Raw genomic sequence first — 21,269 nt, 5'->3', positions numbered from 1 at the left:
CCGAACCTACGCTCGTACGCGGGTCACCCCTGATCCCAGCACCACGTCCTTGAAAGGGAATATCACGTGAAGACCACTCGCATCGCCGCCACCGCGGCGCTGATCGCGGCAGCGGCTATCGGCCTCTCCGCCTGCGCCTCCAGCGGCGCATCGTCGAGCCCGTCGGGGTCCGGCACCTCCACGTCCGGCTCGGGCGCCGCCCTGAGCGGCACCATCACCGCCGGCGGCTCGAGCGCGCAGGCCAACGTCCAGACCGCGTGGACGACCGGATTCACCGCCGCAAACGCCGGCGTCAAGGTCAACTACGACAAGTCGCAGGGCTCCGGCGGCGGCGTCACCAACTTCCTCGCCGGCAGCTACGACTTCGCCGGCACCGACGCCTCCCTCAAGCCGGACCAGTTCACGAAGGCGAAGACCACCTGCGGCGCCGACGGCGCACTCGACATCCCGGTGTACCTCTCCGGCGTCGCGATCATCTACAACCTTCCCGGCGTGACCGGTCTCAAGCTCGACGCGACGACCATCGCGAAGATCTTCGCCGGAAAGATCACCACGTGGAACGACCCGGCCATCGCCGCGCTCAACTCGGGCGCGACCCTGCCGGGCACCGCGATCACCGTCGTGCGCCGCTCGGACGGTTCGGGCACCACGGCCAACTTCACCACCTACCTCCACCAGCAGGACCCGACCGACTGGAGCTGGGCCGCAGGCACCGCGTGGCCGACGATCCCCGGTGACAAGAGTTCGGGCCAGCAGGGCGGCTCCGGCGTGGTCGGTGCCGTGACCGCGGGCAGCGGCACGATCGGCTACGCCGACCAGAGCGCCATCGGCACCGCCACCGCGGCGCAGATCGAGGTCGGCACCTCGGGCACCTTCGTCGACTACAGCGCCTCCGGTGCGACCGCCGCGTTCGACGCCGCCGCACAGGACGCCTCACAGGGCGCCGGCGACCTCACGGTGAGCCTCGACTACACGAAGATCATGGCAACCTCGGCATACCCGATCCCACTGCTCTCGTACGACGTCGTCTGCAAGACCTTCAAGAACGCCGCCCAGGGCGCGCTGACGAAGGCCTACCTCACCTACGTGACCAGCTCCGCCGGTCAGCAGCTCGCGGCGGCGAACGCCGGCGCGGCCCCGCTGCCCGACAGCACCCTCACGAAGATCGCGGCGAGCCTCGCCGAGGTCAAGTAGTCTCGCGATCATGACGCAGTACGTCGCGCCGCGCCCCGGTTCTTCCGGGGCGCGGCGCCTCGTCGGCGGACCGCGGCCCTCCGACCGCATCTTCCGCGGATTGAGCTACGGCTCGGCCGCGCTCATCATGGTGATCCTCGCGGGGGTCGCCGTGTTCCTCATCATCAAAGCCGCTCCCGCGATCGCGGCGAGCTGGTCGACCGGCGACCTCGCCTCGGGCACGACCGCGGGGTACGCGAACTTCTGGGCCTACTCGGGGCCGCTCATCTGGGGCACGCTCTGGATGTCCTTCATCGGCCTGCTCATCGGCGCACCCGTCGCGGTGGGCATCGCGCTCTTCATCTCGCACTACGCGCCGCGCTCGCTCGCCGGCATCCTCGGCTACCTCGTCGACCTCCTCGCCGCGGTGCCGTCCATCATCTTCGGCCTGTGGGGCATCGCGGTGATCCGCCCCTACCTGCTGCCGTTCTCCCACTTCCTCACCGAATACCTCGGCTGGTTCCCTCCCTTCGGCGGCCAGGTCTCGACGACCGGCTCGACCGTGCTCGCCGGCGCCGTGGTCCTCGGGGTCATGGTGCTGCCCATCATCACCTCGATCACGCGCGAGATCTTCCTGCAGACCCCGCGCCTCCACGAGGAGGCCGCCCTCGCCCTCGGGGCGACGAAGTGGGAGACCGTCCGCCTCGCCGTGTTCCCCTACGCGCGCTCGGGCATGGTCAGCGCCATCCTGCTCGGCCTCGGCCGCGCGCTCGGCGAGACGATGGCGATCGCGCTCATCATCTCGCCCTCGATCGTCTTCTCGGTCGCGCTGCTCACCGAGAACCAGAACTCGCAGACGATCGCCGCGAACATCGCGGTGAACTTCCCCGAGTCCAACGACCTCCAGCGCGCCGGCCTCATCGGCACCGGCCTCATGCTCTTCGTCATCTCATTCGCAGTGAACTTCGCCGCGCGCTGGATCGTGGGACGCACCGGCGGCAGCGCGAAGGAGCGCCGCAGCAGGAAGATCGCGCCGCCGTCGGACGCCGCCAGCATTCTGACCCTCGACGTCGCCGCGAGCCCGCTCGAAGCCCTCGAGCCGCGGGGCTCCTCGGCACATCCTGAAGGCCAGGAGCCATCCATCCCGGAGCTGCGAGACTGATGAGCGCCGATACCGCCCGCACCGCCAGCAACTCGTTCACGGCAACCCGGCTGCCGCGCCTGATCGAGCTCTACACCGCTCTCGGCGCACTCGCGGTCTCCGGCATCGTCATCGCCCTGATCGGCTGGACGACAACCGGGTTCCTCGTGCTCGCCGCCGCGCTCTACCTGATGCTCACCGGCGTGGTCTCGGGCGTGGTCGAGAACCGCCGCAAAGCCGTCGACCGGCTGGTCCGCGGCCTCGTCACCGTCGCTTTCCTGCTCGCGCTCGCCCCGCTCGTCTCGACGCTGTACGAGGTCATCGTCCGGGGCTGGCAGGCGCTCGACTGGAACTTCATCTTCACCACCGGCGGCACGATCATCGACCCGGCGACGATGAAGATCACCAACACGATCGGCGCCTGGCAGGCCGTCATCGGCACCCTTGAGATCACCGGCATGGCGACGCTCATCTCGGTGCCGATCGGCATCCTCACCGCGGTCTTCCTCGTCGAGTACAGCCCGCCCGGCCACTGGATGTCGCGCACGGTGACCTTCCTCGTCGACGTCATGACCGGCATCCCGTCGATCGTCGCCGGCCTCTTCGCGTTCGCGCTCTTCACGCTCGTCGTCGGGCCGAAGGCGTTCAGCGGCTTCTCCGCGTCGATCGCGCTGTGCGTGCTCATGATCCCGACCGTGGTGCGCTCGAGCGAGGAGATGCTCAAACTCGTCTCGCCCGAGCTGCGCGAGGCGTCCTACGCGCTCGGCGTGACGAAATTCACGACGATCGTGCGCATCGTGCTGCGCACCGCGATCGCCGGCCTCATCACCGGCGTCATGCTCGCCATCGCCCGCGTCATCGGCGAGACGGCACCCATCTTCATCGCGGCGAGCTTCACCAACAACTTCAACGGCGACCTGTTCTCAGGAGCGATGCAGACCCTGCCCGTCATGGCCTACACCGGCTACAAGTTCCCGAGCAGCGACATCCCCGCATCGTTGCAGTCCGCCTGGGGCGCGGCGCTGCTGCTCGTCATCCTCGTCGTCATCCTCAACCTCATCGCCCGGCTCATCGCCTGGGCGTTCAAACCCAAGGGTCTGCAGTAGCCGCAGGCGTCGCCCCAGCTCGTCAAAGGAATCCCGTGTCGAAGCGCATCGAAGTCAACGACCTCAACGTCTATTACGACAAGTTCCTCGCCGTCGAGGGCGTTTCCATCGAGATCGAGCCGCGCAGCGTCACCGCGTTCATCGGCCCGTCCGGCTGCGGCAAATCGACATTCCTGCGCACCCTCAACCGGATGCACGAGGTCATCCCCGGAGCCCACGTCACCGGCCACGTGTTCATCGACGGCGACGACCTCTACGCCCCGGGCGTCGACCCGGTGCTGGTGCGGCGCGAGGTGGGCATGGTATTCCAGCGCGCGAACCCGTTCCCGACGATGTCGGTCCGCGACAACGTGCTGGCGGGCGTGAAGCTCAACAACGTACGACTGCCGAAGCGGGATGCCGACGATCTGGTCGAGAAGTCACTGGTCAACGCGAACCTCTGGAACGAGGTCAAGGATCGGCTCGGTGCACCCGGCTCGAGCCTCTCGGGCGGTCAGCAGCAGCGCCTCTGCATCGCGCGCGCCATCGCCGTGCAGCCCGACGTGCTGCTCATGGACGAACCGTGCTCCGCGCTCGACCCGATCTCGACTCTCGCCATCGAGGACCTCATCCACGAACTGAAGAGCGAGTACACCATCGTGATCGTGACCCACAACATGCAGCAGGCGACGCGCGTCTCGGACAAGACGGCGTTCTTCAACATCGCCGGCACCGGCAAGCCCGGCCACCTCATCGAGTTCGACGACACCACGACGATCTTCTCGAACCCGAAGGTGAAGGCCACCGAGGACTACGTGTCGGGCCGGTTCGGATGATCCCGGTCGCCTGGTCCGCGGATCCCGCCGGTTTCCCGTTCCCCGGCTCGCCCATCAGGCAACCACGGGATCCGCGACGCTGCAGCTCGTTTAGACTGGTGGGCGCCGGGCCGCAGTAACCCCGGGCTCCAACTTTCGCCGCCGCGAGCGGCCTTCCGCCGAGAGGCGTTCTGCGGCCCGGTTCCGCCGTCTTCGCCGGCGGGCATCGGCGTCGCAGACTCCTCCGCCTCAGCGGACGCCGCGAACTCGGCCGATCGAGGCCGGCTCCGGGATGCCGGAGCGCAGGTCAGGCGCCGGGTGCACGCGCACGGTCGCGGCCGACGGGCCGTAGCGCAGCACGCCCGCCCAGGCATCGCCTGCGATATCCTCGTCCGGGTCCTCCGGCCAGTGGTCGGAGGAGCGCAGCGACCATTCGCCGATCGGCATCCCGAGCACCGTCGTCGCCGCGAGCTCGCGCTTGGTCGACGCGCGCACCTCCGCGGTGCGACCCGGGATGAGGCGATCGGTCATGGCCCGGAGCGCCTGTTCCTTGGCGTCCCCCTCGAGCGCCGCCCACGACCCGAACAGCACGCCGCTGGTGTAGACGAGCGACGACTCGAACGCCGAGCGCGCGACGACGACGCCGTCGACCGCGGCGAGCGAGACGGCGGTCGGGATTCCGCTCGCGATCAGGCGCATCCAGCGCGAGCCCGTCGAGCCGTGCGCGACGACGGTGTCGCCGAGGCGCGCCACGGCGGTCGGGACGACGGCGGGAGAGCCGTCCTCGTCGATGAAGGCGATGTGCGCGAGGACGGTGCTCTCGAACAGGGCGTCGAGGTCCGCTCGGTCACGGGACATGCGCTCGGGCATGCGGGTCGGTTCGGTTCGGCTCACCGGTCCAGTCTTCCAGCGGTGCCCCCGGCCAGGCTCGAACTGGCGACCCGCGGATTAAAAGTCCGATGCTCTACCAACTGAGCTACAGGGGCGGTGGCATCCAGGCTATCGGGTGAAACCGCACGGAATCCGGACGCGAAAGCAGCACCCCGATGCGAGAGTAGGAGCGATGAGCGACGAGTTCGATCGCCCCGTGAAGTTCCCCGGGCGAGTGTTCGAGGCCTTCCGCGGGGGCGACGACCCCGCAGAGGCCAGCCGCGTCGCGCACGAGACGGCGCACGCGCTGCTGGCCCGAGTGCGGCAGTCCCCCGAGCCCGAGATCGTCGACCGGCTCGTCGCCTACACCGACAACCACGGCATCGACGCCATCGCGGAGCTCTGGGCGCGCTCGCTGCCGCGCAGCCTGCCCGGCGCGCTGTGGCGCATCTACCTCGTGCGGGTGCTCATCCGCCAGGACCCCGAGGGCACGGCCTACCTCTTCGAGCGCGGTGCCGAGGCGAACGCAACGATCGACCCTGTCATCGCCGGCGCCGAGATGCCGACAGGTCCGGCCGAGATCACCGAGCTCGCCGACCGGATCCTCCGCGGGGCGTTCGTGGGGGATTTCGCCGACGCGCTCGACCGGGCCGCCGCGTTCTGCCGCATCGAGTCGTCGGGGTGCGCAATCGTCGCCGACGAGGCCGAGGCCACCGAGCCGGAGCGGGCGACCGAACTCACCACGCGCGCCCTGCGGTTCTCGACGACGGCGCGGGAGCTGACGAGCGCAGCGCGGCTCTGGCGGGTCGGCTCGCTCGACTGACCGGGCCGCTGGCTTCGGACAGGACGGCCGTCGGCCGCATAATGCAGCCATACGCACCTGAACCGAACGTTGCGCTCAGCCGAACCACGGAGCCTGGCAGCGGCGCGCTGCGCGGCAGCAGCGGCGCTCAGAAGCCGGCGAGACGGATCCCCCACCGCGCCGACCACGACTCGCCGGGCGCGAGCCAGCGCAACCCCGTGCCGGAGTTCAGCGCGTCGGCCGGTGCGGTCATCGGCTCGAGGGCGAGCGCGACCGCGCCCTCCGGCAGCGGCGGATGCCTGCGGTGCGTGAACACCTGCAGATACGTCGTCGCCTCGTCGCCCCAGAGCTCGACACTGCGGCCGTCCGGCGCACTCAGCGCCGCCAGCACGCCGGGCCCGGCCGAGCCGAAGCCATCGTCGAGCACGAGGTCGCCGACGAGCCGCGGCGAGCGCAGATCGAAGCGCGTGCCCTCCACCGGCACCTCGGCGACGGGGTCGAGCCGGGCGTCGACGTTGAAATGGGTCTGCGCGGCGACGGCGAGCGACAGGGTCTCGGTCGGCACATCGCCGATGCCGAGGTACGGATGCGCTCCGAAGGCGACGGGCGCCGACGCCGCGCCGACGTTGGTCGCGGAGTGCTCGACGACGAGCCCGTCGTCGACGAGCGCGTAGGACACGCTCGTGTCGAGGGTGAACGGCCATCCCGTCTGCGGGAAGATCGTCGCCGCCAGCGCCACCGAAGCCATGCCCTGCTCGACGAGCGCGTACGGGGTGTACCGCAGCAGCCCGTGCAGGGCGTTCGCCTTGTCAGGCTCGGTGACGGCGAGCGCCTCGTCATAGCGCACCCCGTCGGGCGACACCGCCGACCAGCGGGCATCCCGCACCCGGTTCGGCCACGGCGCCAGCGCGATGCCCGAGGCGCCAGGCGGCGCGGCGTCGACCGGGAAGGGCACGGCGATGTCGACTCCGGCGAGGGAGAACTCGCGCAATCCCGCCGCGACCTCGGTGACGACGGCCCGCAGCACCCCCGCCGAGGTGTCGAGGACGATCTCGTACTGCTCTCCGGTGGGGTGCCGCACCCCGCCAGCCTAGTGACGACACGCCGGTACGCTCAGAACGTGGAGCTCATCACGCTGCTCGGTTCGCCGATCGGCACCGACGGTCTGACGCTCTCGTTCGCCGTTGACGAGCCGGCCGTGCTGTTCGACCACCGCGACGCCTCAGCTCGGACCGTTCCGCTGGGGCTGCGCGAAGCCGGGCTGACTCTCCTCGTCATCGAGCCCGCCACGCCGCCGAAGGTGTTCGGCGACGAGGTCACCGCCAAGGAGGATGCCCTGACCTCGGCGACGGCGACCCTCGGCGTCGCCTCGCTGCGGGATGTCTCGGTCACCGACCTCGCGCGTGTCCGCGACCGGCTCGACGGCCCCACCTACCGCGTCGTGCGCCACGTCGTCACCGAGAACCAGCGGGTGCGCGACACGCTCAGGATGCTGCGTGACGAAGGGCCGCAGGGCATCGGAGACCTGCTCTACGAGTCGCACCGCTCCCTGCGCGACGACGTGCAGATCTCACGCCCGGAGCTCGACCTCGCGGCCGAAGTGTCCCAGAACTACGGCGCGCTCGGCGCCCGTCTCACCGGCAGCGGCGACCAGCTCGCCGTCATCGCGCTGGTGCCGGTCGGGCTCGTCTCGCAGGTGCAGGTCTCGGTCGACAGTGCCTTCGCCGAGCACGGCTACGCCCAACCCGAGATGTACACGGTGCAGCCGACGGAGTCGGCGTGACGGCAGGGTCGCACCCGGCGGTCGACCGGTTCGCCGCGGCGCTGGCCGCGCACGGCCTGCACCCCGAGATCATCTGGCACGAGGAATCCACGCCGTCGGCCGCCGCCGCGGCGGAGGCGCTCGGCATCGACGTCGGCGCCATCGCGAACTCCCTCGTCTTCACCCTCGACGGCGAGCCGGTCCTCGTCATGACGAGCGGCGGTCACCGGGTCGACACCGAGTTCCTCGGCCGTGCGCTCGGCGGCACGCTCGAGCGCGCCTCAAAGGAGGCGGTGAAGGAGGCCACCGGCCAGACGATCGGCGGGGTCGCGCCGACAGGGCATCCCGCGCCCGTGCGCACCTTCGTCGACCGCTCGCTCGCACGGTACGGCACGGTGTGGGCCGCCGCGGGCCACCCGCACACGTCGGTCCCGCTCAGCTACGACGAGCTGCTGCTCGTCACGGCCGGCACCGAGGTCGACGTCGAGCCGGCGGTGTGACCTCGCGTGCGCTCGGACTGAGATCCGGTGCGCGGTTCGACGTGTCCGCGCGGAGGTCCGGCGTGTTGCCCGGATCTCAGCCCGAGCGCACGCGGCTGCTCAACTCAGTCGCCTGCCGACGACGCAAAGAGGCGGCCCCGCTCGACGTAGTGGCGCGCGTTCTCGTGGATGCTCTCGACCTCGGCATCCGTCAGCTCGCGGATCACCTTGCCGGGCACCCCCGCGACGAGCGAGCGCGGCGGGATGACCTTGCCCTCGCTGACGAGCGCGCCCGCGGCGATGAGGGATTCGTGCCCGATCACCGCGCGGTTCATGATCGTCGCGTGCATGCCGACGAGGACATCGTCCTCGATGGTGCAGCCGTGCAGCACCGCGCTGTGGCCCACCGAGACGCCCGCGCCGACCGTGAGCGGGATGCCGTCGTCGGCGTGGCATGCGACGAGGTCCTGCAGGTTCGATCTCTCGCCGAGGATGATGGACTCGTCGTCGGCGCGCAGCACCGCGTTGAACCAGACGCTCGAGTCCGCGGCGAGCCGCACGGCGCCGATGAGGACGGCGCCCGGCGCGACATAGGCAGTGGGGTCGACCGCGGGCGAGCCGATGGGAAGAGTCAGACGGGTCATGTGACCAACGGTAGCGAGGTAACACGCCCCGCTAATCAGCCATCAGCGAACCGGCGGCCTGCGCGCCGATTCGCGCGGATGGCGCTCAAAGGCGACGGGCCAGTGGGCCGTCGCGCGCCGGCCGCCGCCGAAGGCAGACCCACGCCTGGCCAGGACCGGCGCGGAAACAAGTTCAGCGGCGCTCTGCGGCGTCGACCACGTTGGCGAGCAGCATCGCCCGGGTGAGCAGGCCGACTCCGCCGGGCACCGGCGAGAGCCATCCTGCGACGTCCCAGACGCCCGGGTCGACGTCGCCCGCGAGTTTCGCGCGACCGGATTCCGTCGTACCGACCCGCGAGACGCCGACGTCGACGACCGCAGCGCCCGGCTTCACCCAGTCGGCCTTGACGAGGCCGGGTACGCCGACGGCGGCGATGACGATGTCGGCGCGGCGCACCTCCGCGGCGATGTCCGGGGTGCGCGAATGGGTCAGCGTCACCGTGGCGTCGATGCCCTTGCGGGTGAGCAGCAGGCCCAGCGGCCGGCCGACCGTGAGCCCGCGGCCGATCACCGTCACACGACGGCCGGCGATCGGGATGTCGTAGCGACGCAGCAGTTCGACGACGCCGGCGGGGGTGCAGGGCAGCGGGGAATCCAGCTCGCCCTCGACTCCGAGCACGAGCTTGCCGAGGTTCATCGGGTGCAGGCCGTCGGCGTCCTTGGCGGGGTCGACGAGCTCCAAGGCGCGATGCTCGTCGAGACCCGTCGGCAGCGGCAGCTGCACGATGAAGCCGGTGACCTCGGGGGCCGCGTTGAGATCGGCGATGGCGGCGTCGACATCGGCCTGGGACGCGGTCGCCGGCAGGTCGACGCGGATCGACTCGATGCCGACCTCGACCGAGTCGCGGTGCTTGCCTGAGACGTATGAGACCGAGGCGGGGTCCGCGCCGACGAGCAGGGTCGCCAGGCCCGGGACAACGCCACGCGCCCGCAGCGCCGCCACCCGTAGAGCCAGCTCCGACTTGATGGCCGCGGCGGTCTCCACGCCGTCGAGGCGGATCGCCGTCATCGGCCTAGAGCCCCGGGTAGAGCGGGAAGGCCACGGTGAGCGCGGCCACCCGCGCGCGCAGTGCCGGAATGTCGGCATCCGGCCGCAGTGCGAGCGCGATGACGTCGGAGACCTCGGCGAACGCGGCGTCGTCGAAGCCGCGGGTCGCGAGCGCCGGGGTGCCGATGCGCAGGCCCGAGGTCACCATCGGCGGGCGCGGATCGAACGGCACCGCGTTCTTGTTCACTGTGATGCCGACCTCGTGGAGCCGGTTCTCGGCGTCCTTGCCGGTGAACTCGCTCTCGCGCAGGTCCGCGAGCACGAGGTGGACGTCGGTGCCCCCGGTGAGCACGTTGACGCCGGCCGCGCGCGAGGCATCCGACGTCAGCGCCGCGGCGAGCAGTTTCGCGCCGCGGATGGTGCGCTCCTGGCGGTCCGCGAACTCGGGAGTGCCGGCGAGCTTGAACGCCGTCGCCTTGGCGGCGATGACGTTCATGAGCGGGCCGCCCTGCTGACCGGGGAAGACGCTGGAGTTGATCTTCTTGGCGAGCGCCTCATCGTCGGTGAGGATGAACCCCGACCGCGGGCCGCCCATCGTCTTGTGCACGGTCGACGAGGTCACGTGGGCGTAGGGCACGGGCGAAGGGTGCACTCCGGCCGCGACGAGCCCGGCGAAGTGCGCCATGTCGACCCAGAGGTACGCGCCGACCTCGTCGGCGATGGCGCGGAACGCGGCGAAGTCGAGCTGGCGGGGATACGCCGACCAGCCGGCGATGAGCACCTTCGGCCGGTGCTCGAGTGCCTTCTCGCGCACGACGTCCATGTCGACGAGGAAGGTCTCGGGGTCGACGCCGTAGGACGTCGCGTGGTAGAGCCTGCCCGAGAAGTTGAGCTTCATGCCGTGGGTGAGGTGGCCGCCGTGCGAGAGCTCCAGGCCGAGGATCGTGTCGCCAGGCTCGGCGAGCGAGGCGAGCACGGCGGCGTTCGCCGAGGCGCCCGAGTGGGGCTGCACGTTGGCGAAGCCTGCGCCGAACAGCGCCTTGGCGCGCTCGATGGCGAGGGATTCCGCGACGTCGACGAACTCGCAGCCGCCGTAGTAGCGCCGGCCGGGGTACCCCTCGGCGTACTTGTTGGTGAGCACCGATCCCTGCGACTCGAGCACGGAGCGCGGGACGAAGTTCTCGGACGCGATCATCTCGAGGAAGTCGCGTTGGCGGCCGAGCTCGAGCCGGAGGACCTCGGCGATCTCGGGGTCCACCTCGGCCAGCGATGCGTTGAAGGTGTCGGCCATGACGGGCTCCTCAGGGTCTTCGTGCCTGTCGGCACAACGGTGTGGATGAATCTGGATCGGCCCAGGCGTTCGACCGATTGACCCTGTAGGAGCCGCTCCCCGGTGGTGGCCACCTCATGCGCCAGTCGCGACGCGTCCAGAATACTGGATGCCGCGGCCCGCCTCCCCTTCTCAACGCGCATCCCGTGCTCGAGCCCATCGCGCCGGCCTGGATCGGCAACGCGATCCGGCTGGTCATCGTCGCCTTCGACCACCCGCAGCTCCGGCGCATCGAAGCCGCTAGCCTGAGCGAGTGACCTCGACCCATTGGGTGCTCACACTGGTGTGCGCCGACAGACCCGGCATCGTGCACGCTGTCAGCGGCGCGATCGTCGCGGCCCGCGGCAACATCACCGAGTCGCAGCAGTTCGCCTCCGACGACACCGGGCGCTTCTTCATGCGGCTGCAGGTCGAGTCGGATGCCTCACGCGAGAGGTTCATCGCCGCGTTGGCACCCGTCGTCGAACGCTTCGACATGGAGTGGCACCTCGACGTCGTCGGCCGGCCGATCCGCACGCTGATCCTCGTCTCGACCGCAGCGCACTGCCTCGCCGACCTGCTCTTCCGCCAGCGCGCCGGGCAGCTCGCGATCGACGTGCCGCTCGTGCTCGCGAACCACGAGGCGCTCGGCGATCTCGCCGCGTTCTACGGCGTTCCCTTCGAGCACCTGCCGGTGACGTCACCGGAGTCGAAGGCGGCGCTCGAGGCGCGCGTGCTCGACGCCGTCGAGGAGCACGACATCGAGCTCGTCGTCCTCGCCCGCTACATGCAGATCCTGTCGCCCGGGCTGTGCGAGCGGCTCGAGGGCCGCATGATCAACATCCACCACTCGTTCCTGCCCGGCTTCACGGGCGCGAACCCTTACAGGCAGGCCCACCAGCGCGGCGTCAAGCTCGTCGGGGCCACCGCCCACTTCGTCACGAGGGACCTCGACGAAGGGCCGATCATCGAGCAGAACGTCGTGCGCGTCGACCACGCGGACTCGGTCGCGCAGCTCACCGCGATCGGGCAGGACGAGGAGAGCCGCACGCTGCGTCAAGCGGTCAAGTGGTTCTCGGAGGACCGCGTCCTTCTCGACGGGCGACGCACCATCATCTTCAAATAGGCCTGATCGGGGTGGGTTGCGGGGCGTTCGCCCGCCCATGCCGTATGCGCTTCGCGGATGCGGCACACGCCCGCCGCACCCGGCGAACGTCCCGCAACCCACGCCTCGATACTCTTGACGATGTGGCGCAGAACCCCGAGCAGTACACGTTCGCCTGGAATGACGCGGTCCGCTTCCTGCTGGAGATCTTTGCGATCGTGTCACTCGCGGTGTGGGGGTTCGCGAGGTTCGACCTGCCGTGGAACTGGGTGGTCGGCATCGGCGCGAGCGTCGTCGCCCTCCTGCTCTGGGCGCTGTTCCGCTCGCCGCGGGCCGTGATCCGGGCGGATGCCTATGGCAAGGCCACCGTCGAGATCATCGTCATGGCGAGTGCGGCGCTCGCCTGGTGGAACCTCGGCCAGCCCGTCGTTGCCGGCGCGTTCGCCGTGGTCGCGCTGATCTCGGGTGTCATCAATGGGCGGCGCGAATTCCAGTGACCACGTCGACCGTCATCCACTCAGCGCGCACGATCGACGCCGACGGCGAGGTCGACGACTTCTGGGTGGCGTTCGAAGGCGATTCGATCGCCGCGACCGGCACCGGCATCGGCTGGGAGCAACTCGGCATCGCCGATGTGGCGGACGTGGTGGATGCCGGCGGCAATTGCCTCGCCCCCGGATTCATCGACCTGCACGGCCACGGCGCGGGCGGCTTCTCGTTCGATGACGGAGCCGCCGCGATCGCGAGCGCGCTGGCGACGCACCGCGCACACGGCACGACGCGCTCGGTCGTCTCGCTCGTCGCGGGTCCGGTCGAGACGCTGGCGGCCTCGCTGTCGCAGATCGCCGATCTCGCGGAATCCGACCCGCTCGTGCTCGGCGCGCACCTCGAGGGGCCGTTCCTCGCACCGAGCCGCCGGGGCGCCCACAACCCCGAGTTCCTCATCGACCCGTCGCCCGCCGTGATCGACCGCCTGCTCGACGCCGCGCGCGGGCACCTGCGCCAGGTGACGATCGCGCCCGAGTTGCCCAACGCGCTGGAGGCGATCGAGATTCTCGTCGAGGCGGGCGTCATCGTCGCCGTGGGCCACACCGACGCGACAGAGGCGCAGACCCAGGATGCCTTCCACGCCGGCGCCCGCCTGCTCACCCACGCCTTCAACGCCATGCCCGGCATCGGCCACCGCGCGCCGGGGCCGGTCGTCGCGGCGCTGCAGGACGACCGGGTGACCCTCGAACTCGTCCTCGATGGGGTGCACGTGCATCCGCACGTCGCCCGGCTGCTCTTCGATGCCGCGCCCGGCCGCGTCGCGCTCGTCACCGACTCGATGGCGGCGGCGGGCACATCCGATGGCCGCTATGCGCTGGGGTCCTTGGAGGTCGTCGTGTCGGATGGCCGCGCCCTGCTCGCGAACGCCGATGGCACGACCGGTGCCATCGCCGGCTCGACGCTCACGCTCGACCGTGCCCTGCGCATCGCCACGACGAGCGCGCGTCAGAGCGTGCCGGTCGCGGTCGCGGCGCTGACGGCGACTCCGGCGCGCGTGCTCGGCCTCGAACACCGGCTCGGCCGTCTCGCGCCGGGCTACGCCGCCGATGCCGTGCTGCTCACCGGCGAATGCGACGTGCTCGCCGTCTGGGCCGCCGGCGCGCGCCTGCGCTGAGAGACCCCGGTGCTCGGGCGCCCGAGCCGCCACTCGCGGCGACCCGCCGAGGCCGCGCGCTGACATCCCGCGCTCGAGGTCCCCCGAATCGACCCTTCCCACGCGGAGAAAGGTCGATTCGGGGGACCTCGGGGCCGGTGAGGCTCAGAAGGTGTCGATGAGGGCGTTCAGGGTCGCCGACGGGCGCATCGCGGCGGTGGTCTTGGCCTCGTCCGGGCGGTAGTAGCCGCCGAGGTCGACCGGATGCCCCTGCACGGCGAGCAGCTCGGCGACGATCGCGCCCTCGTCGGCCGCGAGCGCGACGGCCAGCGGGGCGAACACCGCGGCGAGCTCCGCGTCGACGCTCTGCGCTGCGAGCTCCTGCGCCCAGTAGAGGGCGAGGTAGAAATGCGAGCCGCGGTTGTCGATCGTGCCGAGCCTGCGGCCCGGCGAGCGGTCATTGGAGAGGAACATGCCGGCGGCGCGGTCGAGGGTGTCGGCGAGCACCTGCGCCTGGGCATTGCTGCCGTGCTGCGCGAGGTACTCGAACGACGCCGCGATCGCGAAGAACTCGCCGAGCGAATCCCAGCGCAGGTAGTCCTCCTCGAGGAACTGTTGCACGTGCTTAGGCGCTGAGCCGCCGGCGCCGGTCTCGAACAATCCGCCGCCCGCCATCAGCGGGACGATCGACAGCATCTTCGCCGAGGTGCCGACCTCGAGGATCGGGAACAGGTCGGTGAGGTAGTCTCGCAGCACGTTGCCGGTGACGGAGATGGTGTCGAGGCCCTGGCGGATGCGGTCGAGCGACTTCTGGGTCGCCGCCGCCGGCGCGAGGATGCTGATGTCGAGGCCTGCGGTGTCGAGGGTCGGCAGATAGGCGTCGATCTTCGCGATGAGCTGCGCGTCGTGCGCGCGCCTCTCGTCGAGCCAGAAGATCGCCGGCATGCCCGAGAGGCGGGCCCGGCTCACCGCGAGCTCGATCCAGTTCTTGATGGGGGCGTCCTTGGTCTGGCAGGCGCGCCAGATGTCGCCGGCCTCCACCTGGTGCTCGATGAGCGTCGCGCCCGCCGAGTTCACCACGCGCACCGTACCGGCCGCCGTGATCTCGAAGGTCTTGTCATGCGAGCCGTACTCCTCGGCGGCCTGGGCCATCAGGCCGACGTTGGGCACCGTGCCCATCGTCGCCGGGTCGAGCGCGCCGTGCGCCTTGCAGTCGTCGACGACGGTCTGGTAGACGGTCGCATACGAGGCGTCCGGAATGACGGCGATGGTGTCGGCTTCCTTGCCATCGGCACCCCACATGTGGCCGCCGATGCGGATCATGGCCGGCATCGACGCGTCGACGATGACGTCGCTCGGAACGTGCAGGTTGGTGATGCCCCTGTCGGAGTTCACCATCGCGAGCGCGGGGCCCTCGGCGATCCCCCGGTCGAAGGCGGCGTGGATCTCGGCACCGTTCGGCAGTGACTCGAGACCGGCGAAGATCGCGCCCAGGCCGTCATTGGCCGACAGGCCCGCTGCGGCCAGATCGGCGCCGTACTCCTCGAACACCGGCGCGAAGAACACCTTCACCGCGTGGCCGAAGATGATCGGATCGGAGACCTTCATCATCGTCGCCTTGAGGTGCACCGAGAACAGCACTCCGGCCGCCTTCGCCGCCGCGATCTGCTCGGCGAGGAACGCGTCCAGGGCGGATGCCGACAGGAACGTGCCGTCGACGACCTCGCCCTCGAGCACCGGCAGGCTCTCCTTGAGGACGGTCACGGTGCCGTCAGCGGCGACGTGCTCGATGCGCAGCGTGTCGGCGGACGGCAGCACGACCGACTTCTCATTGGAGAAGAAGTCGTTGTGGCCCATGGTCGCAACATCCGTCTTCGAGGCGGGGCTCCACGCGCCCATCGAGTGCGGGTGCGAGCGGGCGTAGGCCTTGACGGCGCCGGGCGCGCGGCGGTCGGAGTTGCCCTGGCGCAGCAACGGGTTGACCGCCGAGCCCTTGACGCGGTCGTAGCGGCTCGCGACGTCCTTCTCCTCCGGGCTCGCCGGTGCCTCGGGGTAGTCGGGGAGGTCGAATCCGAGTGCCTGCAGCTCGGCGATCGCGGCCTTGAGCTGGGGCACTGACGCTGAGATGTTCGGCAGCTTGATGATGTTCGCCGACGGGTCGGCGGTGAGGGCGGCCAAGGCCCCCAGGGTGTCGGGCACGCGCTGCTCATCGGTGAGCCGCTCAGGGAACTGGCCGAGGATGCGCGAGGCCAGTGAGATATCCATGGTGTCGAACTCGACCCCGGCCTTCGCCGCGTATGCGGAGATGATCGGCAGCAGCGAATACGTCGCCAGCAGGGGCGCCTCGTCGGTGCGGGTATAGATGATCGTGGACAAATCGGCTCCTTCGCTCGTGCCTCTACCAGCCTAACGTCACCCCGAGATTTATCTTGACGTCGAGATAGTTTGGCCCCTCGCCGGCCGCTCAGACCAGCGAGTCGCGCCAGGCGGCGTGCAGCTGGGCGAAGCGCCCGGTGCCGCCGATGAGGTCGGCGGGCGACCCGTCTTCGACGATGCGGCCGTGCTCGAGCACGAGCACCCGGTCGGCGATCGCCACCGTCGACAGCCGGTGCGCGATGATGACCGCGGTGCGGTCGGCGAGCAGTGTCTGCAGCGCCCGCTGCACGAGCCGTTCGCTCGGGATGTCGAGCGACGAGGTCGCCTCGTCGAGGATGAGGACGGCCGGATCGGCGAGGAAGGCGCGCGCGAACGACACGAGCTGGCGCTGCCCGGCCGAGAGGCGGCCGCCGCGTTTGTTGACGTCGGTGTCGTAGCCGTCGGGCAGCCGCTCGATGAACTCGTGCGCGCCGACGGCCCGCGCGGCCGCCTCGATCTCGGCGCGGCTCGCCTCCGGCTTGCCGAGCGCGATGTTGTCGGCGACCGAACCCGAGAACAGGTACGCCTCCTGCGTGACCATGACGATCGCGCGGCGCAGGTCGTCGTTGCTCAGCGAGCGCAGGTCGACGCCGTCGAGTGCGACGCGACCGTGCGTGGGGTCGTAGAAGCGCGCGATGAGCTTCGCGAACGTCGACTTGCCCGCGCCCGTCGACCCGACCAGCGCGATCGTCTGCCCGGCCGGAATGTCGAGGTCGAAGTGCGGCAGCACCTCGCGGCCCTCCTGGTAGGCGAACTGCACGTCGTCGAAATCGACGTGACCGGATGCTCGGCGGAGCGCCACCGCTTCCTCCGTCTCGGGCACGCCCGGCTTCTCCTCGAGCACGCCGGAGATCTTCTCCAGCGCCGCGGCTGCCGACTGGTAGGAATTGTAGAACATCGCCATCTCCTCCATCGGGTCGAAGAAGCGCCGGACGTAGAGCAGGACCGCGAGCAGCGCGCCGAGGGCGAGAGAGCCCTCGGCGACGCGGAATCCGCCGACGAGCAGCGCGACGACGACGGTGACATTGCCGATGAGCACGAGCGCCGGGTCGAAGATCCCGAAGAGCTGCACGGTCTTCGCGTTGACGTCGCGGTAGTCCTCGACGAGGTCGCCGTACTGCTTCTCACCCCGCCGCTCCCTGCGGAACGCCTTGACGGCGCGGATGCCCGTCATCGTCTCGACGAAATGGACGATGAGCTTGGCGGATGCCGTGCGCGAGCGGCGGAAGAGCAGCTGCGACCGGTTCTGGAACCAGCGCACCAGGAAGTACAGCGGCACGAGCGAGCACACGACGACGACTCCGGAGACCCAGTCGACGACGAAGACCGCGATGAGGATGAATCCCGAGTAGAGGATGCCCTGCACGAGCTGGTTGATGCCCGAGTCGAGCAGCTCGCGGATCGCGTCGAGGTCGCTCGTCTGCCGGGCGATGACCCGCCCCGAGGTGTAGGTCTCGTGGAACTCCAGGCTGAGGCGCTGGGTGTGCTGGAAGACCCGGGTGCGCAGGTCGATGAGGATCGCCTGGCTGATCCGCGCCGACGCGACCTGGTAGTAGCCGATGAGCAGCGCGCCACCGATCGCGGTGACGACGTAGGCGCCGCCGGTGGCCGCGATCGGCCACCAGTCGCCGCTCGTCAGCGCCGCGAGGCCCTGGTCGATGCCGATGCCGACCAGCGCGGGGCCCGCGACCTCGAGCAGCGTCGAGACCACGACGACGCCCAGGGTGAGCCAGAGTTTGAGCCGCAGCGGTCTGACGAGCGAGCCGAGCAGGCGCAGCGAGCGCTGGCGGATGGAGCGGGACTCGGTCTTCGAGAGGTCGGCGCGGTCCTCGCCGCGCACGCCGGTGACAGTGGCGGTGGTCATGTCTCCTCCTCCTCCTCCTCCAGGCTCGAGATGACGAAGCGGTAGTGATCGCTGACGGCGAGCAGCTCGCTGTGGGTGCCGACGGCGTCGATGCGGCCGTCCTTGAGCACCGCGACGCGGTCGGCGAGCGCCACCGTCGACGGCCGGTGGGCGACGATGAGCGCGGTCGTCCTGGTGAGGACGGTGCGCAGGCCCTCCGTCACCAGAGCCTCGGTGTCGACGTCGAGCGCCGACAGCGGGTCGTCGAGGACGAGGATCGCGGGCTTCGCCGCCACGGCGCGGGCGAGCGCGAGGCGCTGCCGTTGACCGCCGGAGAGACTGAGGCCCTCCTCGCCCACCTTGGTGTCGACCCCGTCGGGCAGGTCGTAGGCGAACTGCGCCTGCGCGACGCGCAGCGCCTCGGCGAGCTGGGCCTCCGTCGCCTTCCGCGTCGCCTCGTCGTCGGCCTCGAGATCAGCCCGGCCGAGCAGCACGTTGTCGCGCACCGAGGCCGAGAAGAGCGTGGCGTCCTCGAAGGCCATGGCGACATGCGTGCGCAGCTCGCCGAGCGTGAGGTCGCGGACGTCGACACCGTCGATCATGACGCTGCCGCCCGTGACGTCGTAGAGACGCGCGGCGAGGCTCGTGAGCGTGGACTTGCCCGAGCCGGTGAGCCCGACGAGCGCCATCGTCTCGCCGGGGCGCACCGTGAGGTCGATCCCGTCGAGGATGTCGGGGGCGTTCTGCGGGGCATCCTCATAGCGGAAGTGCACGCCCGCGAAGGCGAGCTCGCCCCGGGGGTCGACGATCGTCGCCGGCTGCTCCGCATCGCGGATGTCGACGGGCGTGTCCATGACCTCGAAGAACCGGTCGACCGCGGTGCGGGTGTCGACGGTCATCGACAGCAGGAATCCGATGGAGTCGAGCGGGAACCTCAGCGCCGTGGCCGTCGCGAAGAACGCCACCAGGCGGCCGACCGACATCTGCCCGTCGGAGACGAGCCAGACGCCGATGACGAGGCAGATCGCGAAGGCGAGGTTCGGGATGAGGTTGAGCCACAGCCACAGCTGCGCGACCGCGCGCGCCTTCTCGAGCTCGGTGCCGCGCAGCTCCTCGGCCTGCTCGCGGAACCGGCCCAGCGCGTGTCTGCCGCGTCCGAACGCCTTGAGGACGCGGATGCCGTGCACCGACTCCTCGACGGCGGTGGCGAGATCGCCCGCCTGGTCCTGGCTGCGCCGGGCGACGACGTGGTACCGCTTCTCGAACGCGAACCCCACCCACCACATCGGCGCCGAGACGGCGAGGAACACCAGCGCCAGCAGCCAGTGCCAGTAGGCGAGCAGGAAGAATCCCACGACGATCGTGACCATGTTCACGACGAGCAGCACGAGGCCGAACGACAGCCAGCGGCGGATGAGGCTGAGATCGCTCATCGAGCGCGACAGCAACTGGCCGCTCGGCCACCGGTCGTGGAAGCTCACCGGCAGCGACTGCAGCTTCGCGTAGAGCGCGCCTCGCAGCGTCGCCTCGACCCTGGTGCCCGGCGTGAGGACGAACCAGCGGCGCAGCGAGATGAGGACGGCCTCGGCGATGCCGAGCCCGAGGATGGTCAGCGCCGACGGAAGCACCTGGGTGGTGAGGCCCTTGCTGATCGAGCCGTCGACGAGCGTCTGCAGCACGAGTGGGATGACGAGCGCCACGACCGACGCCGCAAGCGCCGCGACCATGCCGAACACGATGCGCGGCAGCGCCCGGCGGCCGTAGGGGTAGAGCCGGACGAGGGAGCGGAAGGTGCTGAGCCGCTCGCCGTTCGGGCGCGTTCGAGAGTCGTCTTCGGTAAGCATGCGAAAATCCGTGGTGCAGTCGTCGTCGTGCGGTGACAGGAATCCGGCGCCCTGGTGGGGCAGCGGAAAAAGACAGAGCCCTACAGGCTATGTCGGCGTCATCCCGCCGTCAAACCCCTGTCGCGCGTCAGCCGAGCCGGATCGAGAGGCAGGTCGTCGAGCCTTCGACCTTCTCGAATTCCGAGAGATCGACCGTGACGACGGCGTAGCCGAGGTCCTCGACAAGCGCTTTGGTACCCGGCGCCGAGGCGGGCAGCAGCACCGTGGACTCGTCGAGGATGACGAGGTTGGCGCCGGCCGCCTCAGGCACGACGAGCGCGCCGGCGAAGAACGTCGGGTCGATCGTGCCCGGTGCGACGAGCACGGTGCCGTCCGGCAGCGCGGTTGCCACCGACTTGAGGTGCAGCGCACCGGCCACCGGGACCGCGACGACGGTGCCCGCGCCGAGATCGTCGACGAGCTCGCGCAGCTCGCGCACACCGGCGGCGTTGGTACGACTGGACCGGCCGACGTAGAAGACGTCGCCGACCCTGAGGACATCGCCGCCGTCGAGTGTGGCCGGTTCCTCGACGTCATAGAGCGTGAGGCCGAGCGAACGCAGCCTGTCGGCGACGGATGCCGTCTCAGCACGCCGCTCGGGGGCGCCGGGCCGCGTGATGAGGGCGATGCCGGGGCTGATGACCACGGCGGCGTCCTCGACGAAGACGCCGTCGGGCAGCCGGTCGGCGCTCTCGACCTCGACGGTCTGCCAGCCGGCGATGGTGAAGGCAGCGACGTAGGCATCCCACTGCTCATCGGCCTTCTCGATGTCGACCTCGGTGCGCGCGATGTTCGTGACGATGCCCTCGCCGAGAACGCTCGACGGGGCGCGCACGAGCACGACGCGGCCGCCCTGGCCGCGGAAGAGCCCGAGGACCCAACGGTGCACGAGGATGCCGAGCGTCGGGGTGGCGACGATGAGCCCGGCGAGCACGAAGAAGTAATAGCCGAGGTATTCGACGGTGAACTGGAACCCACTGAGGCTGCCGGCCTGCTGCACCACGGCGAGGACGAAGGCGATCGCCGCCGCGACGACCCCGGCGACGGCGGCGACCCAGCGCCGCCGGTAGGCGCCGAACAGCCCCGCGAGCAGCAGCACGACCGCGCCGTAGAGCGCGGCGGTCCAGTACAGCGACAGCGCGTTGGCCGTGACCGTGAACTCGAACTGGCTCGCCGGAAGCCAGGCGATCGCCCCGGCGGCCAGCGAGGCGGCGGCGACCGCAGATGCGGCGGAGACGGCGGCGGTGAGGCGGCGGATCCAGAGGGGGGTCATC

19 protein-coding genes, 1 tRNA gene and 1 riboswitch are annotated in these 21,269 nt (G+C 70.3%); of the genes, 10 read left to right on the top strand and 10 right to left on the bottom strand.

What is annotated here, in order from left to right; translation table 11 throughout:
• The first annotated feature begins 66 nt into the window (after positions 1-66).
• The 4 genes from pstS to pstB are packed head-to-tail and all read left to right on the top strand — an operon-like array spanning position 67 to position 4,235.
• Positions 67-1,194, top strand: coding sequence for a phosphate ABC transporter substrate-binding protein PstS (gene pstS, locus M7D61_RS01065; RefSeq protein ID WP_298226718.1), 1,128 nt, complete (start codon positions 67-69; stop codon positions 1,192-1,194).
• A gap of 10 nt (positions 1,195-1,204) precedes the next feature.
• Positions 1,205-2,335 carry a phosphate ABC transporter permease subunit PstC gene (gene pstC / locus M7D61_RS01060; RefSeq protein ID WP_298226715.1) on the top strand — a complete coding sequence of 377 codons (1,131 nt, stop codon included), beginning with the start codon at positions 1,205-1,207 and terminating at the stop codon, positions 2,333-2,335.
• Entirely contained in the window at positions 2,335-3,420 is a 1,086-nt protein-coding gene (pstA, locus tag M7D61_RS01055) for a phosphate ABC transporter permease PstA (RefSeq protein ID WP_298226713.1), read from the top strand. Before pstC ends, pstA begins: the two co-directional genes overlap by 1 nt.
• 35 nt (positions 3,421-3,455) lie before the next feature.
• Positions 3,456-4,235 (top strand): phosphate ABC transporter ATP-binding protein PstB, encoded by a 780-nt coding sequence (gene pstB / locus M7D61_RS01050; protein ID WP_298226711.1) that lies wholly within the window; start codon positions 3,456-3,458, stop codon positions 4,233-4,235.
• A 228-nt stretch (positions 4,236-4,463) separates the two neighbouring features.
• Here the strand turns inward: pstB and M7D61_RS01045 are convergent, their stop codons facing one another.
• Both M7D61_RS01045 and M7D61_RS01040 read right to left on the bottom strand, forming a co-directional pair.
• On the bottom strand, positions 4,464-5,108 hold the full coding sequence (locus M7D61_RS01045; RefSeq protein ID WP_298226709.1) for a pyridoxamine 5'-phosphate oxidase family protein: 645 nt from the start codon (positions 5,106-5,108) through the stop codon (positions 4,464-4,466).
• Positions 5,109-5,127: 19 nt separating this feature from the next.
• A tRNA-Lys gene (locus M7D61_RS01040) sits at positions 5,128-5,200 on the bottom strand.
• A gap of 77 nt (positions 5,201-5,277) precedes the next feature.
• On the opposite strand from M7D61_RS01040, the gene M7D61_RS01035 reads away from it, so the two are divergent.
• Positions 5,278-5,907: a DNA-directed RNA polymerase subunit beta gene (locus M7D61_RS01035; protein ID WP_298226708.1), complete on the top strand. Its 630-nt coding sequence runs from the start codon at positions 5,278-5,280 to the stop codon at positions 5,905-5,907.
• Between the two features lie 127 nt (positions 5,908-6,034).
• Here M7D61_RS01035 and M7D61_RS01030 read toward each other — a convergent pair whose 3' ends face one another.
• Positions 6,035-6,967, bottom strand: coding sequence for an aldose 1-epimerase family protein (locus M7D61_RS01030; RefSeq protein WP_298226706.1), 933 nt, complete (start codon positions 6,965-6,967; stop codon positions 6,035-6,037).
• A gap of 39 nt (positions 6,968-7,006) precedes the next feature.
• Between M7D61_RS01030 and M7D61_RS01025 the strand changes: the two genes are divergently transcribed.
• Both M7D61_RS01025 and M7D61_RS01020 read left to right on the top strand, forming a co-directional pair.
• Positions 7,007-7,669 (top strand): hypothetical protein, encoded by a 663-nt coding sequence (locus tag M7D61_RS01025; protein ID WP_298226704.1) that lies wholly within the window; start codon positions 7,007-7,009, stop codon positions 7,667-7,669.
• Positions 7,666-8,148, top strand: a complete 483-nt coding sequence (locus tag M7D61_RS01020; protein WP_298226702.1) for a YbaK/EbsC family protein — start codon at positions 7,666-7,668, stop codon at positions 8,146-8,148. Before M7D61_RS01025 ends, M7D61_RS01020 begins: the two co-directional genes overlap by 4 nt.
• Before the next feature lie 104 nt (positions 8,149-8,252).
• Here M7D61_RS01020 and M7D61_RS01015 read toward each other — a convergent pair whose 3' ends face one another.
• From M7D61_RS01015 to glyA, 3 genes are all read right to left on the bottom strand, one after another.
• Positions 8,253-8,771, bottom strand: coding sequence for a gamma carbonic anhydrase family protein (locus tag M7D61_RS01015; protein ID WP_298226700.1), 519 nt, complete (start codon positions 8,769-8,771; stop codon positions 8,253-8,255).
• 172 nt (positions 8,772-8,943) lie between these two features.
• The gene (locus M7D61_RS01010; RefSeq protein WP_298226698.1) at positions 8,944-9,819 is read right to left on the bottom strand and encodes a bifunctional methylenetetrahydrofolate dehydrogenase/methenyltetrahydrofolate cyclohydrolase; all 876 of its coding nucleotides are present in this window, start codon (positions 9,817-9,819) and stop codon (positions 8,944-8,946) included.
• Between the two features lie 4 nt (positions 9,820-9,823).
• Positions 9,824-11,089 (bottom strand): serine hydroxymethyltransferase, encoded by a 1,266-nt coding sequence (glyA, locus tag M7D61_RS01005; RefSeq protein WP_298226696.1) that lies wholly within the window; start codon positions 11,087-11,089, stop codon positions 9,824-9,826.
• A 52-nt stretch (positions 11,090-11,141) separates the two neighbouring features.
• Positions 11,142-11,228, bottom strand: a riboswitch (ZMP/ZTP riboswitch).
• Between the two features lie 153 nt (positions 11,229-11,381).
• Here glyA and purU point away from each other — a divergent pair.
• From purU to nagA, 3 genes are all read left to right on the top strand, one after another.
• Positions 11,382-12,233, top strand: coding sequence for a formyltetrahydrofolate deformylase (gene purU / locus M7D61_RS01000; protein WP_298226693.1), 852 nt, complete (start codon positions 11,382-11,384; stop codon positions 12,231-12,233).
• 122 nt (positions 12,234-12,355) lie between these two features.
• A complete protein-coding gene (locus M7D61_RS00995; protein ID WP_298226691.1) occupies positions 12,356-12,709 on the top strand; it encodes a YrdB family protein in 354 nt (117 codons plus the stop codon).
• Positions 12,706-13,875 carry an N-acetylglucosamine-6-phosphate deacetylase gene (gene nagA, locus M7D61_RS00990; protein WP_298226689.1) on the top strand — a complete coding sequence of 390 codons (1,170 nt, stop codon included), beginning with the start codon at positions 12,706-12,708 and terminating at the stop codon, positions 13,873-13,875. The genes M7D61_RS00995 and nagA overlap by 4 nt, the downstream gene beginning before the upstream one ends.
• Before the next feature lie 144 nt (positions 13,876-14,019).
• Here nagA and M7D61_RS00985 read toward each other — a convergent pair whose 3' ends face one another.
• The 4 genes from M7D61_RS00985 to M7D61_RS00970 all read right to left on the bottom strand — a co-directional run bounded on the left by M7D61_RS00985 (position 14,020) and on the right by M7D61_RS00970 (position 21,268).
• Positions 14,020-16,230, bottom strand: coding sequence for an NADP-dependent isocitrate dehydrogenase (locus M7D61_RS00985; RefSeq protein WP_298226688.1), 2,211 nt, complete (start codon positions 16,228-16,230; stop codon positions 14,020-14,022).
• 88 nt (positions 16,231-16,318) lie between these two features.
• The gene (locus tag M7D61_RS00980; RefSeq protein ID WP_298226686.1) at positions 16,319-18,133 is read right to left on the bottom strand and encodes an ABC transporter ATP-binding protein; all 1,815 of its coding nucleotides are present in this window, start codon (positions 18,131-18,133) and stop codon (positions 16,319-16,321) included.
• Positions 18,130-19,956, bottom strand: coding sequence for an ABC transporter ATP-binding protein (locus M7D61_RS00975; protein ID WP_298226684.1), 1,827 nt, complete (start codon positions 19,954-19,956; stop codon positions 18,130-18,132). The genes M7D61_RS00980 and M7D61_RS00975 overlap by 4 nt, the downstream gene beginning before the upstream one ends.
• A 127-nt stretch (positions 19,957-20,083) precedes the next feature.
• Positions 20,084-21,268 carry an arginine deiminase family protein gene (locus tag M7D61_RS00970; RefSeq protein ID WP_298226682.1) on the bottom strand — a complete coding sequence of 395 codons (1,185 nt, stop codon included), beginning with the start codon at positions 21,266-21,268 and terminating at the stop codon, positions 20,084-20,086.
• Position 21,269: the final 1 nt, after the last annotated feature.

It is taken from the genome of Gryllotalpicola sp., assembly GCF_027352875.1.
Classification (GTDB): domain Bacteria; phylum Actinomycetota; class Actinomycetes; order Actinomycetales; family Microbacteriaceae; genus Gryllotalpicola.
This window is presented reverse-complemented; position numbering and strand designations above follow the sequence as displayed.